The 14,005-nt window shown below is 40.2% G+C and carries 7 protein-coding genes and 1 pseudogene; all 8 read left to right on the top strand.

The window, feature by feature from the left end; genetic code table 11:
* Nucleotides 1-293 precede the first annotated feature (293 nt).
* The 8 genes and pseudogenes from PCY12_RS03645 to PCY12_RS03680 all read left to right on the top strand — a co-directional run bounded on the left by PCY12_RS03645 (nucleotide 294) and on the right by PCY12_RS03680 (nucleotide 13,962).
* Nucleotides 294-506, top strand: a complete 213-nt coding sequence (locus PCY12_RS03645; RefSeq protein ID WP_301351592.1) for a hypothetical protein — start codon at nucleotides 294-296, stop codon at nucleotides 504-506.
* Nucleotides 507-569: 63 nt separating this feature from the next.
* A pseudogene (locus tag PCY12_RS03650) lies at nucleotides 570-995 on the top strand (transposase); the annotation flags it as partial.
* A gap of 436 nt (nucleotides 996-1,431) precedes the next feature.
* On the top strand, nucleotides 1,432-4,707 hold the full coding sequence (gene rexB / locus PCY12_RS03655; protein ID WP_301351594.1) for an ATP-dependent nuclease subunit B: 3,276 nt from the start codon (nucleotides 1,432-1,434) through the stop codon (nucleotides 4,705-4,707).
* On the top strand, nucleotides 4,704-8,354 hold the full coding sequence (gene addA / locus PCY12_RS03660; protein WP_301351596.1) for a helicase-exonuclease AddAB subunit AddA: 3,651 nt from the start codon (nucleotides 4,704-4,706) through the stop codon (nucleotides 8,352-8,354). The genes rexB and addA overlap by 4 nt, the downstream gene beginning before the upstream one ends.
* 151 nt (nucleotides 8,355-8,505) lie before the next feature.
* On the top strand, nucleotides 8,506-10,425 hold the full coding sequence (locus PCY12_RS03665) for a G5 domain-containing protein (protein ID WP_301351598.1): 1,920 nt from the start codon (nucleotides 8,506-8,508) through the stop codon (nucleotides 10,423-10,425).
* Nucleotides 10,426-10,778: 353 nt separating this feature from the next.
* Nucleotides 10,779-11,630, top strand: a complete 852-nt coding sequence (gene ylqF / locus PCY12_RS03670; RefSeq protein ID WP_301351600.1) for a ribosome biogenesis GTPase YlqF — start codon at nucleotides 10,779-10,781, stop codon at nucleotides 11,628-11,630.
* Nucleotides 11,617-12,396 (top strand): ribonuclease HII, encoded by a 780-nt coding sequence (locus tag PCY12_RS03675; protein WP_301351602.1) that lies wholly within the window; start codon nucleotides 11,617-11,619, stop codon nucleotides 12,394-12,396. Before ylqF ends, PCY12_RS03675 begins: the two co-directional genes overlap by 14 nt.
* 15 nt (nucleotides 12,397-12,411) lie before the next feature.
* The gene (locus tag PCY12_RS03680; RefSeq protein ID WP_301351603.1) at nucleotides 12,412-13,962 is read left to right on the top strand and encodes a ClC family H(+)/Cl(-) exchange transporter; all 1,551 of its coding nucleotides are present in this window, start codon (nucleotides 12,412-12,414) and stop codon (nucleotides 13,960-13,962) included.
* Nucleotides 13,963-14,005: the final 43 nt, after the last annotated feature.

Below are 14,005 nucleotides of genomic sequence, written 5' to 3' on the forward strand. Positions count from 1 at the left end.
CCAAACAACAGAGATATCTTGAGAATTATTTTCGTAGTTAAATAAAGCCAATGAAATCAATACTTTATAGATAGTATAAAAATAAAAATCGCCACCATAAAATCCCGTAAAATGAGGATTTTGTGATGGCGATTACTTCTTGCAAAAAATGTTTTCCAACATACAACGATTGAAAGTTTATTACGTGAATGTCATAGAATAGCCAATTAAGACAATTATGTGGACTTAAATCTCACTATATTTCTATGAATCATACTAATAATCATGTTTGTATAGTACCAAGTTCTGCTGCGATGTCTCGTTTTATAAAAAAATTAAAGGAACATCAAGAAGACTTGACAGAGATGATGCTGATTTTGGAAAAGAAAGTACAAGAAGAGTTACCGGATTTTGGAAAAGAAGTAGCCGTTGACGGGAAAATTATTCAAAGTTACGCCAATAAAGTATCGACTAAAGAACCAGATGGCAGAAGAGAAACGCAGGCTGATACGACCTCAAAAAATTAGTATTCAAATAACGGAACTAAAACTACGAAGTATTATTTTGGTTTCTGATTTCATTTATTAGCAGATGTAAATTATGAACTACCGATAGCTTTTAAAGTGACTCCAGCAAGTAAAGGAGAACGTGAAGTCGCTGAAGAAATTCTTACAGAATCAGAAATCCTATTAAGGAATACAAAAGCAGTGATGGCAGATAAAGGCTATGATAGTGTCAATCTTAGAAAATTCATCGAAGAAAAAGGAATGATTGCAGTAATTCCACCAAGACATATGTGGGGAGAAGAAGATAGTCGTCAATATAAAGACTACCCACTCTATTATAATCAAGATGAAGAAGTATTTTATCGAACAGAAGATTTTCAATTAATATTATTAGTGTACAAAGGGACAGATTCATTGCGTTATGGATTTCATCCAAAATATAATGATAATCGCATTTTTAGAATAAATCGTTCAGAAGATATTCGAATCTTTCCAAAAGTATCCCAATAATCACATAAATTTGAGAGACTTTATGTTTGAGAATCATACGATAAGAGGATTAGAAAAAGTAACTTTATATGTCACAATGGCTTGTTTATGCACATTGGGATTTGCTTATTCAAAAGTACAAAAACAAGAAACAAAGCATTTGAACAGTTGGGTTGCTTAAATAGTTATCCCATTTTTTTAAAATGACGAAATTTCAAGGGGGATAGTCTACCCTTTTTTAGGAACTGAGGCTGTCATTGAATCATTACACCTTAAAATGAAAAGGAAATTTACTTTATGAGATATTTTTTTGGTTTCTGAAACAGATTTTTATTTTCAAAATTCATGATATCGCTATTTTTGCCCCAAAAAAGGGCACAGCGTAAATGATTCAGGAGGAATCTTCGGGTTAATCATGGTATAATAAAAGGTAATGAAAAATTCCAACGAGGCAGAGATGAAATTACTTTATACTGATATTCGGACTTCTTTGACAGAAATTCTAACCAGAGAGGCGGAGGAGCTAGTTGCTGCTGGCAAGCGAGTCTTCTACATCGCCCCCAACTCTCTTTCTTTTGAAAAGGAACGCGCCGTGCTGGAATGCTTGTCCCAGCAGGCTTCTTTTGCGATTACCGTCACGCGCTTTGCTCAAATGGCTCGTTACCTGATTTTGAATGATTTGCCTGCCAAGACCAGTCTTGATGATATTGGTCTTGGGATGGCTTTTTATAAGTGTCTTGCCGAACTTGATCCCAAGGATTTACGTGTTTATGGAGCTATCAAGCAGGATCCTCAATTTATCCAGCAGTTGATTGATCTTTATCACGAGATGATGATTGCTCAGATGAGTTTTTTGGACTTGGAGAGTTTGACGGATGAGGATAAGAGGACCGATTTACTATTGATTTTTGAGAAAGTAACGGCCTATCTTAACCAAGGGCAGTTGGCTCAGGGAAGTCAGTTATCCCATTTGATTGAGGCTATTGAGAATGACAAAGTTAGCAGTAATTTTACTCAAATCGCCTTGGTTATTGATGGATTTACCCGTTTTTCTGCCGAAGAAGAACGAATTGTGGACTTACTTCATGGCAAGGGTGTTGAGGTTGTCATTGGGGCTTATGCTAGTAAGAAAGCTTATACTAGTCCTTTTAGCGAGGGCAATCTCTACCAAGCCAGTGTGGAGTTTCTCCATCATCTAGCCTCTAAATACCAAACACCTGCTCTGGACTGTTCTCAAACTCATGAGAAGATGGATAGTTTTGACAAGGCCTCTCGTTTGCTAGAGTCTTCTTATGATTTTTCAGAATTAACATTGGATGTCGATGAGAAAGACCGTGAAAACTTACAAATCTGGTCTTGTTTGACGCAAAAAGAAGAGTTGGAATTGGTAGCCCGTAGCATCCGTCAGAAAGTGCATGAGAACTCAGACCTGAGTTACAAGCATTTTCGTATTCTCTTGGGGGATGTAGCTTCTTACCAGTTATCTCTTAAAACTATTTTTGACCAGTATCAGATTCCTTTCTATCTTGGTAGAAGCGAATCCATGGCGCACCACCCTTTAACTCAGTTTGTCGAGTCTATTTTAGCTTTAAAACGCTATCGTTTCCGTCAGGAGGATTTGATAAACCTTCTTAGAACAGGTCTATATACCGACCTTAGTCAGGCTGATATTGATGCTTTTGAGCAATATATCCGCTATCTTGGTATCAATGGCTTGCCATCCTTTCAGCAAGCCTTCACCAAGTCCCATCACAGAAAATTTGATTTAGAGCGTTTAAATGCTCTTCGTCTGCGTATTTTAACACCTCTTGAGACCCTATTTGCCAGTCGAAAACAAAAGGCTGAAAACCTCCTACAAAAATGGAATGTCTTTCTAAAAGAAGGAGCTGTGACCAAGCAGTTACAAGATTTAACAGCTACCATGAAAGCCCTAGAGCAGGAAAGACAGGCCGAAGTTTGGAAGGCATTCTGCCATGTTTTAGAACAATTTGCGACCGTTTTTGCTGGTTCGCAAGTTAATCTAGAGGACTTCCTAGCCTTGCTTCATTCTGGGATGAGTCTATCTCAGTATCGCACCATTCCAGCAACAGTGGACACCGTTCTGGTGCAGAGCTATGATTTGATTGCGCCCTTAACGGCTGACTTTGTCTATGCCATTGGGCTGACTCAGGACAATTTACCAAAAATAGCGCAAAATACCAGTCTTCTGACAGATGAAGAAAGGCAAAACCTAAACCAAGCGACAGAGGAAGGGGCACAATTGCTGATTGCCAGCAGTGAAAACCTCAAGAAAAATCGCTACACTATGCTTTCCTTGGTCAATTCTGCTCGTAAGCAGTTGGTTTTGTCGGCTCCAAGCCTTTTTAACGAAAGTGAAAGCAAGGAATCAGCTTATCTTCAAGAGCTGGTCCATTTTGGATTTAGTCGGAGAGAGAAGAGGATGAATCACAAAGGGCTGTCTAAGGAGGATATGGGCTCATATCACAGTCTTTTATCTAGCCTAGTTGTCTATCACCAGCAGGATGAGATGAGTGAGACTGGGCAAGATTTGACATTTATTAAGGTTCTGGCGCGTGTCATGGGTAAAAAACTAGACCAGCAAGGTCTGGAAAATCCTGCCCTCCCAACCAGTCCAAGCAGTAAGCCCTTGACCAAGGACACCTTGCAAGCTCTCTATCCAACTGATCAGGAGTTTTACCTGTCTACCTCCGGTTTGACGGAGTTTTACCGCAATGAATACAGTTATTTCCTACGTTATGTCTTAGGCTTACAGGAGGAATTACGTTTGCGTCCTGATGCCCGCAGTCACGGAAATTTCTTACACCGCATTTTTGAACGTGCCTTGCAGTTTCCTGACGAAGATTCCTTTGACCAACGTTTAGAACAAGCTATTAAAGAAACCAGTCAAGAACGCGAATTTGAAGCAATTTATCAGGAAAGTTTGGAAGCCCAGTTTACCAAGGAAGTTCTGCTTGATGTTGCACGGACGACTGGGCATATTCTCCGACACAATCCATCAATCGAGACTATTAAAGAGGAAGCAAATTTTGGCGGCAAAGACCAAGCTTTTATTCAATTGGACAATGGTCGCAGTGTCTTTGTACGAGGTAAGGTTGACCGTATTGACCGTTTGAAAGCTGATGGGGCGATAGGAGTGGTAGACTACAAGTCTAGTCTAACTCAGTTCCAGTTTCCTCATTTCTTTAATGGACTCAATTCCCAGTTGCCAACCTATCTAGCTGCCTTAAAAAGAGAAGGAGAGAACAACTTTTTTGGTGCTATGTACTTGGAAATGGCTGAGCCCGTCCAATCTCTGATGGCCGTTAAAAATCTAGCAGGTGCAGTAGTAGAAGCCAGCAAGTCAATGAAATACCAAGGCCTCTTTTTAGAAAAAGAAAGCAGTCATTTGGGCGAATTTTATAACAAAAACAAGGCTAATCAGCTGACGGATGAGGAATTCCAGCTCCTACTGGACTACAATGCCTGTCTTTACAAGAAAGCTGCTGAGAAGATTTTAGCAGGCCAGTTCGCCATTAACCCTTATACCGAAAATGGCAGAAGTATTGCACCGTATGTTCAACAACATCAAGCCATCACAGGATTTGAAGCCAATTACCACTTGGGCCAAGCCCGTTTTCTAGAAAAGTTGGACTTAACTGATGGCAAGCGTCTGGTTGGAGAAAAACTCAAGCAAGCTTGGTTTGAAAAAATAAGAGAGGAGTTGAATCGATGAAGCCTATTCCCTTTTTAACTGAGGAGGAGATTCAAAAACTGCAAGAAGCAGAAGCGCATTCGAGTAAGGAACAAAAGAAAACTGCCGAACAAATCGAAGCCATCTACACTTCTGGTCAAAATATCCTGGTTTCAGCGTCGGCTGGTTCTGGTAAAACCTTTGTCATGGCAGAGCGCATTCTAGAACAATTGGCGCGTGGTGTCGAAATTTCTCAACTCTTTATCTCAACCTTTACTGTTAAGGCTGCGACTGAACTTAAAGAACGTTTGGAGAAAAAAATCAGCCAACAAATCCAAGAAAGCAGCGATGTCGACCTCAAACAACACTTGGGTCGCCAGTTGGCAGACCTACCCAACGCTGCCATCGGAACCATGGACTCTTTCACACAAAAATTCCTTGGTAAACATGGCTATCTGATTGATATTGCACCTAATTTCCGTATTTTACAAAACCAAAGCGAGCAACTCCTTCTAAAAAATGAAGTCTTTCATGAGGTATTTGAAGCCCATTACCAAGGCAAACAGAAAGGGACCTTTAGTCATTTGCTGAAAAATTTTGCAGGGCGTGGCAAGGACGAACGGGGGCTGCGCCAGCAAGTCTATAAAATTTATGACTTCCTCCAATCCACCAGCAACCCTCAAAAGTGGCTGAGTGACTCTTTCCTCAAAGGTTTTGAAGAGGCTGATTTTACCAGTGAAAAAGGAAAACTAACTGAGCAAATCCAGCAAGCTCTCTGGGATTTGGAAAGCTTTTTCCGTTATCATATGGATAATGATGCCAAGGAATTTGCAAAGGCTGCTTATTTAGAAAATGTCCAGCTGATTCTGGATGAAATTGGCTCCTTAAATCAAGAGTCCGATAGTCAGATTTATCAGGCAGTGCTTGCGCGTGTTGTCTCCATCTCTAAGGAGAAAAACGGTCGTGCTCTGACTAATGCCAGTCGTAAGGCTGATTTGAAGCCCCTGGCTGATGCCTACAACGAAGAGAGAAAGACCCAGTTTGCTAAACTAGGACAACTAGCAGATCAGATAACGATTCTCGACTATCAAGAACGTTATCATGAAGACACATGGGAACTAGCTAAAACCTTCCAAGCCTTCATGAGTGATTTTGTAGAAGCTTATCGTCAGCGTAAACGTCAGGAAAATACCTTTGAATTCGCTGATATTAGCCATTACACCATTGAGATTTTAGAGAAATTCCCGCAAGTCCGTGAGGCTTATCAGGAGCGCTTCCATGAAGTCATGGTCGATGAGTATCAGGATACCAACCACATTCAAGAACGGATGTTGGAATTGCTGTCTAATGGCCACAATCGCTTTATGGTGGGAGATATCAAGCAGTCTATCTACCGTTTCCGTCAGGCAGATCCGCAGATTTTCAATGAGAAGTTCCAACGCTATGCGCAAAATCCAAAAGAGGGCAAGCTCATTCTCCTCAAAGAAAATTTCCGTAGTAGTTCAGAAGTGCTATCAGCAACCAATGATGTTTTTGAACGCCTTATGGACCAAGAGGTCGGCGAAATCAACTATGATAACATGCACCAGCTTGTTTTTGCCAATACCAAACTGACTCCTAATCCAGACAACAAGGCAGAATTTCTCATCTACGATAAGGACGACACAAGTGAGGAAGAAGAGGGGCAGGCAGAAACGAAACTAACAGGTGAAATGCGCTTAGTTATCAAGGAAATCCTTAAACTTCATCAGGAAAAAGGTGTTACCTTTAAGGAAATTGCCCTTCTAACCTCCAGTCGCAGTCGTAATGACCAGATTCTCCTCGCCCTGTCTGAGTATGGGATCCCTGTCAAAACTGACGGAGAGCAAAACAATTATCTCCAATCCCTAGAAGTGCAAGTCATGCTAGACACCCTTCGTGTCATTCACAATCCCCTGCAAGATTACGCCTTGGTTGCCCTTATGAAGTCTTCAATGTTTGGATTTGACGAAGACGAGTTAGCACGTTTGTCCCTTCAGAAAGCAGATGATAAAATTCAAGAGAATCTCTATGAGAAACTGGTCAATACTCAAAAACTGGCAAGTAGTCAAAAAGGCTTGATTCACACAGCTCTAGCTGAAAAACTAGAGCAATTCATGGATATACTAGCTTCTTGGCGCTTGTATGCCAAAACCCACTCCCTCTATGACTTGATTTGGAGGATTTACAACGACCGTTTTTATTATGACTATGTTGGGGCTTTGCCCAATGGTCCTGCTAGACAAGCCAATCTCTATGCCCTAGCACTGCGAGCTGACCAGTTTGAAAAGAGCAATTTCAAAGGTTTGTCGCGTTTTATTCGTATGATTAACCAAGTTTTAGAAGCCCAGCACGATCTTGCAAGCGTGGCCGTCGCACCGCCAAAAGATGCAGTAGAGCTTATGACCATCCACAAGAGTAAAGGGCTGGAGTTTCCTTACGTCTTCATCCTCAATATGGATCAAGATTTCAACAAGCAAGACTCTATGTCAGAGGTCATTCTCAGCCGTAAAAATGGGATTGGTGTCAAATATATTGCCAAAATGGAGACAGGAGCAGTGGAAGATCACTATCCTAAAACCATCAAACTCTCCATTCCTAGTCTGACCTATAGACAGAACGAAGAAGAATTACAGCTGGCAAGCTATTCTGAGCAAATGCGTCTACTGTATGTTGCTATGACACGGGCTGAGAAAAAGCTCTATCTTGTCGGTAAAGGTTCTCGTGAAAAGTTGGAATCCAAGGAATACCCAGCAGCCAAAAATGGGAAACTAAATAGCAATACTAGACTGCAAGCACGGAATTTCCAAGATTGGATTTGGGCTATCAGCAAGGTATTTGCCAAGGATCATCTCAACTTTAGTTATCATTTTATTGGCGAAGATCAGCTGACTAAAGAAGCTATTGGTCAGTTGGAAACCAAGAGTAATCTCCAAGCTAGCTCCCAAACAGACAATCGTCAGTCAGAAACCATTAAAGAAGCTCTTGAAATGCTGAAAGAGGTGGAAGTTTATAATACACTTCACCGCGCAGCCATTGAACTTCCAAGTGTTCAAACCCCAAGTCAAATCAAGAAATTCTACGAACCAGTTATGGATATGGAGGGTGTTGAGATTGCAGGTCAAGGCCAGTCAGTAGACAAGAAAATTAGTTTTGATTTGCCAGATTTTTCAAGCAAAGAAAAGGTAACTGGAGCTGAGATTGGTAGTGCCACCCACGAACTCATGCAGAGAATTGACCTCAGCCAGAAACCAACCCTTGCTAGCCTGACAGAAACTCTCAAACAAGTTCAAACCAGCCCAGCTGTTAGGGACAAGATCAATCTTGCTAAAATTCTTGCATTCTTTGACACAGCACTCGGTCAGGAAATTCTCGCTCATACCAACCATCTCTACCGTGAGCAACCTTTCTCCATGCTCAAAAGAGACCACAAGAGTCAGGAAGACTTCGTTGTCCGTGGTATCCTTGATGGCTATCTACTTTACGAAGACAAAATTGTTCTGTTCGACTATAAGACAGATCGCTATGATGATCCAAGTCAACTCATAGACCGCTATCGTGGTCAGTTAGCCCTATACGGAGAGGCTTTATCTCGAGCCTATTCGATTGAAAATATTGAGAAATACTTGATTTTACTGGGTAAAGACGAGGTTCAAGTTGTAAAAGTCTAGTAGAATCATCTAGTTAAAAATCTTATCAGTTAATGAAGAAATTATTTGAAAATAGATAAAATTTGATGTATAATAGGCGGTGTCAAGTAGTGTGTCAAAACGCTGTTTGCATATATATATATATATATATATATAGAAAGCAGGCAATAAAATGCTAAGACGTACAAATAAAAACAAGAAATACGCTTTACGAAAAATTGGAAAATATTTTGGACCATGTGTGATTGGTACTATGATTGCTGTCGGAGTAGCTGCAACAATACCATTGAATGAAGTGCATGCTACTACGCCTCCTTATATGCCTATGAAGGTATATGATGTCACTATAACTCCTGAAACTGTATATAAGGCAGACGATTCGAAAGATGTAGGTTATCGTAAAGAAGAGAAAGGTACACCTGGTAAACAAGAAATTTGGACGAAGTTCGAAAAAAGGGATTATTTTGAGGACAAATATCCTGGAAGAAATGTGACTGAGATGCTAGGGGAGCTATATTCTAGAAATCAAGATAAAACATTAGATGAAGATGGTACTGTACCTGCACACCCTGACTGGGCAGAGAGCTATAATGATAATAATGGGAAAGAATTTCCAAAACGTATTGATGAAGATAACAATGGGGAGTTTCGTGACAAGGATATCTATGATAAGGATCTTGGTAGAAATACTGTATCTGCTGAACGTAAGGTAGAATCAAATAAGAAGTTTGTAGCCTTGACAAACACCACTGCTGATCCGGACAATCCTGATGAATCAACTATGATAGATTATGATGACAATGAAGTAGTTGCTGATTATGATTCGGATAACAAAGTAGTACGTTTAAATCCGCATTATTACGAGATAAAAAACGAGGAAGATAAGGTAGATACAGTTATTACTGTAGGAACAAAACCAACAGTCGTGACAGAAGAAATACCATATACAACGCGTTATGTGATAGATGATACAAAAGGAGAAGATTATTGTGAAGTAACCACACCTGGTGAAAAAGGAGAAGAAACAACAACTACAACTTACTCTTTAGATACTACAAATGGAACAGTGACTTCAAAATCTAAAACAGTAATAACTAAACAAGCGGTAAATGAGGTGATAACGCTAGGAGCACAACCAAATCGTAACGTGCCACTACCTACAATAGCTATAGTGGAAGAGTCCAATAATAAAGCAAGTATTGAAGTCAAAGCACCTAAGAAAGATGCGGATACAGTAAGAATCACTTATCCTAAGCGTGATGGCTCTGGTAATGAAGTTCTCACTCTTACCAAGCAATCTGGTGGCGAATGGACTTTAGACAAACAACCTGAAAATGTGACGTTAGATAAGAAAAAAGGTATAGTAACAATTCCACGAGAAGCTATCGTCAATAAACAAAAAGTTCAAGCTCGATCTAAAAATGGGAATAGTGGTTTTTCTCTACCTGTATATGAAGTCCTCTCTATTGCAGAAGCTAAACCGGTAGGTCTAGTAACACGATGGGTTGCTCAAATAGATAATAACAAACTAAAAACACTAAGAGATGAAGTAAATGGAAAAGAACCAGCAGGAGAGTTTGAGGGATATAAATGGGTATCTAGTCGCCTAGAAGACGGTATTTTAACTCATAAATTTGAGGAAATAAATAACGGAAACTCACAATCATCAAACTTAATTCCGGAAAAACCAAGTAGTAAAACTGAAAATCCAGTGATTCGTACAGTATGGCGCGATGAAAATGGAAAAGACTTGAAAACACCATCAGTTGAGAAGCAAGAAGCAGGTGAAGTTGAAGGCTATGAATTTGTTGAAAGCCACCGTGAAGGGGATAATTTGACAGTTCATGTGTTTAGAACAAAGAAATCTCAAACTCCAAGCCCAGCACCAGCTAAAGTCTCAGAACAAAAAGGTGAAGCAGTAGCTACATCAGAAAAGCCAGTAGAAAACGGAATATCTACGAACAAATCTGATAAAGCAGAATTACCAAACACAGGTACAGAAACCAATGCTAGCCTTGCGAGCGCTGGTATCCTAACCTTGCTAGCTGGTTTAGGACTAGGCTTCTTCAAAAAGAAAGAAGATGAAAACTAGATTCTTGTGAGCAAATCATGAGAGAGAACGAAATTGTTCTCTCTTTTTTTAAATGCTACTGGCTTTCTTTTATTAGCTAGCAAGTTTTGAGAATAGAAAAATCAAAAGAACGTTTGTAACATAACTATTTTTATGTTACAAAATTTTAGCCAAACTATAAGTCCATGCAAAAAACCTTGATTTATGATAAAATAGTAGGTAAGAAGAACTCGATTTATATTAATACTCTTCGAAAATCAAATTCAAACTACGTCAGCGTTGCCTTGCCGTACTCAAGTACAGCCTGCGGCTAGCTTCCTAGTTTGCTCTTTGATTTTCATTGAGTATAAATTAACATTTAAAGGAAAATTTTTATGACTACTATTCAATGGTTTCCTGGTCACATGTCTAAAGCGCGTCGACAGGTGCAGGAAAATTTAAAATTTGTTGATTTTGTGACGATTTTGGTGGATGCTCGTTTACCTCTATCTAGTCAAAATCCTATGTTAACCAAGATTGTGGGTGATAAACCAAAACTCTTGATTTTAAATAAGGCAGATCTGGCTGATCCAGCAATGACCAAGGAATGGCGTCAATATTTTGAATCACAAGGAATCCAGACGTTAGCTATCAACTCCAAAGAGCAAGTGACTGTAAAAGTTGTAACAGATGCGGCCAAAAAACTCATGGCTGATAAGATTGCTCGTCAGAAAGAACGTGGTATCAAGATTGAAACCTTGCGTACCATGATTATCGGGATTCCAAATGCTGGTAAATCCACTCTCATGAATCGTTTGGCTGGTAAGAAAATTGCCGTTGTCGGAAACAAACCAGGTGTTACCAAGGGACAACAATGGCTCAAAACCAATAAAGACCTGGAAATCTTGGATACACCAGGGATTCTCTGGCCTAAGTTTGAAGATGAAACTGTTGCACTGAAACTGGCCTTGACTGGAGCTATCAAAGACCAGTTGCTTCCTATGGACGAGGTGACCATTTTTGGCCTTAATTATTTCAAAAAACATTATCCAGAAAAGCTAGCTGAACGCTTCAAACAAATTAAAATTGAAGAAGAAGCGCCTGTGATTATTATGAACATGACCCGTGCTCTCGGTTTCCGTGACGACTATGACCGCTTTTACAATCTCTTCGTGAAGGAAGTCCGTGATGGCAAACTCGGTAACTATACCTTAGATACATTGGATGACCTCGATGGCGACGATTAAAGAAATCAAAGAACTCCTTGCGACGGTCAAGGAGTTAGATAACCCTATTTTTTTAGAGCTTGAACAGGATAATCGCTCAGGAGTTCAAAAGGAAATCAGCAAGCGTAAAAAAGCCATTCAGGCAGAATTGGATGAGGATCTTCGTTTGGAATCCATGCTCTCCTACGAAAAAGAACTGTATAAGCAAGGTTTGACCTTAATTGCTGGTGTTGATGAGGTTGGCCGTGGTCCTCTTGCTGGTCCTGTAGTCGCTGCAGCCGTTATTTTACCTAAAAATTGTAAGATTAAAGGTCTCAACGACAGCAAGAAAATTCCTAAAAAGAAACATCTGGAAATTTTCAAAGCCGTTCAAAACCAATCCTTGTCAATCGGCATTGGTATCATGGATAATCATATCATCGACCAAGTCAATATCTATGAAGCAACCAAACTGGCCATGAAGGAAGCTATCTCCCAGCTCAGTCCTCAACCTGAGCATCTCTTGATAGATGCCATGAAACTGGATTTACCCATTTCACAAACATCTATCATCAAAGGAGATGCCAACTCCCTCTCGATTGCAGCAGCTTCTATAGTAGCCAAGGTGACACGTGATGAATTGATGAAGGAATATGATCAGCAGTTTCCTGGCTATGATTTTGCTACTAATGCAGGTTATGGAACTGCTAAACACCTAGAAGGACTCGAAAAACTAGGAGTTACCCCAATTCACCGAACCAGCTTTGAACCCGTTAAATCACTGGTTTTAGGTAAAAAAGAAAGTTAATTGAAAGGAAATACCATGGAGGAACAGTCGGAAATATTCCGTTCTAAGAAAGAATTCGCCTTTGCATCCAGCACTATCCTATCCCAAGTTGGTCGAGGAATCATTGTCGGCCTCGTCGTTGGAATTATCGTCGGATCCTTTCGTTTCCTAATTGAAAAGGGCTTCCACCTGATACAAGGACTTTATCAAGATCAAGGACACCTATTTGTTAATTTATTTATTATTGCCCTGTTTTATCTAATCATCTGCTGGCTCAGTGCCAAACTGACACGCTCTGAAAAAGATATTAAAGGCTCAGGAATTCCTCAAGTCGAAGCCGAACTGAAAGGCCTCATGACCCTTAACTGGTGGGGCGTTCTCTGGAAAAAATATATTCTAGGAATTCTAGCTATTGCCAGCGGACTCATGCTGGGGCGTGAAGGGCCAAGTATCCAACTGGGAGCAGTTGGTGGTAAAGGAATTGCCAAGTGGCTCAAATCCAGTCCAGTGGAGGAACGTTCCCTGATTGCTAGTGGTGCTGCAGCAGGATTAGCCGCAGCCTTTAATGCTCCAATAGCGGGTCTTCTCTTTGTCGTAGAAGAAGTCTATCATCACTTTTCTCGCTTTTTCTGGGTATCTACTCTAGCAGCTAGTCTCGTAGCAAACTTTGTTTCTCTGCTCATATTTGGCCTAACACCCGTACTGGATATGCCTGATAATATCCCACTCATGACCCTAGACCAGTACTGGATTTATCTTGTCATGGGAATTTTCCTTGGATTTTCAGGTTTTCTCTATGAGAAAGCTGTATTAAACGTCGGTAGAGTTTATGACTGGCTTGGTCAAAAAATTCGTTTGGATAGAGCTTATTATCCAATTCTTGCTTTTATTCTCATCATACCAGTCGGAATTTTTTTACCCCACATCCTTGGTGGTGGAAATCAGCTGGTACTTTCCCTAACTGAGCAAGATTTTAGTTTTCAAGTTCTATTAGCTTACTTTTTAATTCGCTTTATCTGGAGCATGATTAGTTATGGAAGTGGTCTTCCAGGAGGAATTTTCCTACCTATTTTGGCTCTCGGTTCCTTACTTGGTGCCCTAGTTGGTGTTATCTGTGTCAATCTTGGACTTGTCAGTCAGGAGCAATTCCCTATATTTGTCATTCTAGGAATGAGTGGCTATTTTGGAGCCATATCAAAAGCTCCCTTAACCGCCATGATCCTCGTAACTGAGATGGTAGGAGATATTCGCAACCTCATGCCACTTGGTCTTGTCACTCTTGTCTCTTATATTATCATGGATTTGCTCAAGGGTGCACCAGTCTATGAAGCCATGCTGGAAAAAATGCTTCCAGAAGAAGTATCCAGCGAAGGAGAAGTTACACTTATCGAAATACCAGTTTCTGATAAAATTGCTGGGAAACAAGTTCATGAACTCAACTTACCACACAACGTCCTCATCACTACTCAAGTGCATAATGGAAAGAGCCAAACAGTTAACGGCTCAACCAGAATGTATCTGGGTGATATGATTCACCTGGTTATTCCAAAAAGCGAAATTGGAAAAGTCAAAGATTTGTTGTTGTAGAAGTTTTTACATAATTTATGTTATGTAAAAACAAACTTCTTAA

It is taken from the genome of Streptococcus sp. SPS1, from assembly GCF_030439915.1.
GTDB lineage: Bacteria > Bacillota > Bacilli > Lactobacillales > Streptococcaceae > Streptococcus.

What these genes read in the sequence shown, in the direction of transcription:
- PCY12_RS03645 (WP_301351592.1), top strand. Translation starts at nt 294, where the DNA reads ATGTCTCGTTTTATAAAAAAATTAAAGGAACATCAAGAAGACTTGACA.
- rexB (WP_301351594.1), top strand. Translation starts at nt 1,432, where the DNA reads ATGAAATTACTTTATACTGATATTCGGACTTCTTTGACAGAAATTCTA.
- addA (WP_301351596.1), top strand. Translation starts at nt 4,704, where the DNA reads ATGAAGCCTATTCCCTTTTTAACTGAGGAGGAGATTCAAAAACTGCAA.
- PCY12_RS03665 (WP_301351598.1), top strand. Translation starts at nt 8,506, where the DNA reads ATGCTAAGACGTACAAATAAAAACAAGAAATACGCTTTACGAAAAATT.
- ylqF (WP_301351600.1), top strand. Translation starts at nt 10,779, where the DNA reads ATGACTACTATTCAATGGTTTCCTGGTCACATGTCTAAAGCGCGTCGA.
- PCY12_RS03675 (WP_301351602.1), top strand. Translation starts at nt 11,617, where the DNA reads ATGGCGACGATTAAAGAAATCAAAGAACTCCTTGCGACGGTCAAGGAG.
- PCY12_RS03680 (WP_301351603.1), top strand. Translation starts at nt 12,412, where the DNA reads ATGGAGGAACAGTCGGAAATATTCCGTTCTAAGAAAGAATTCGCCTTT.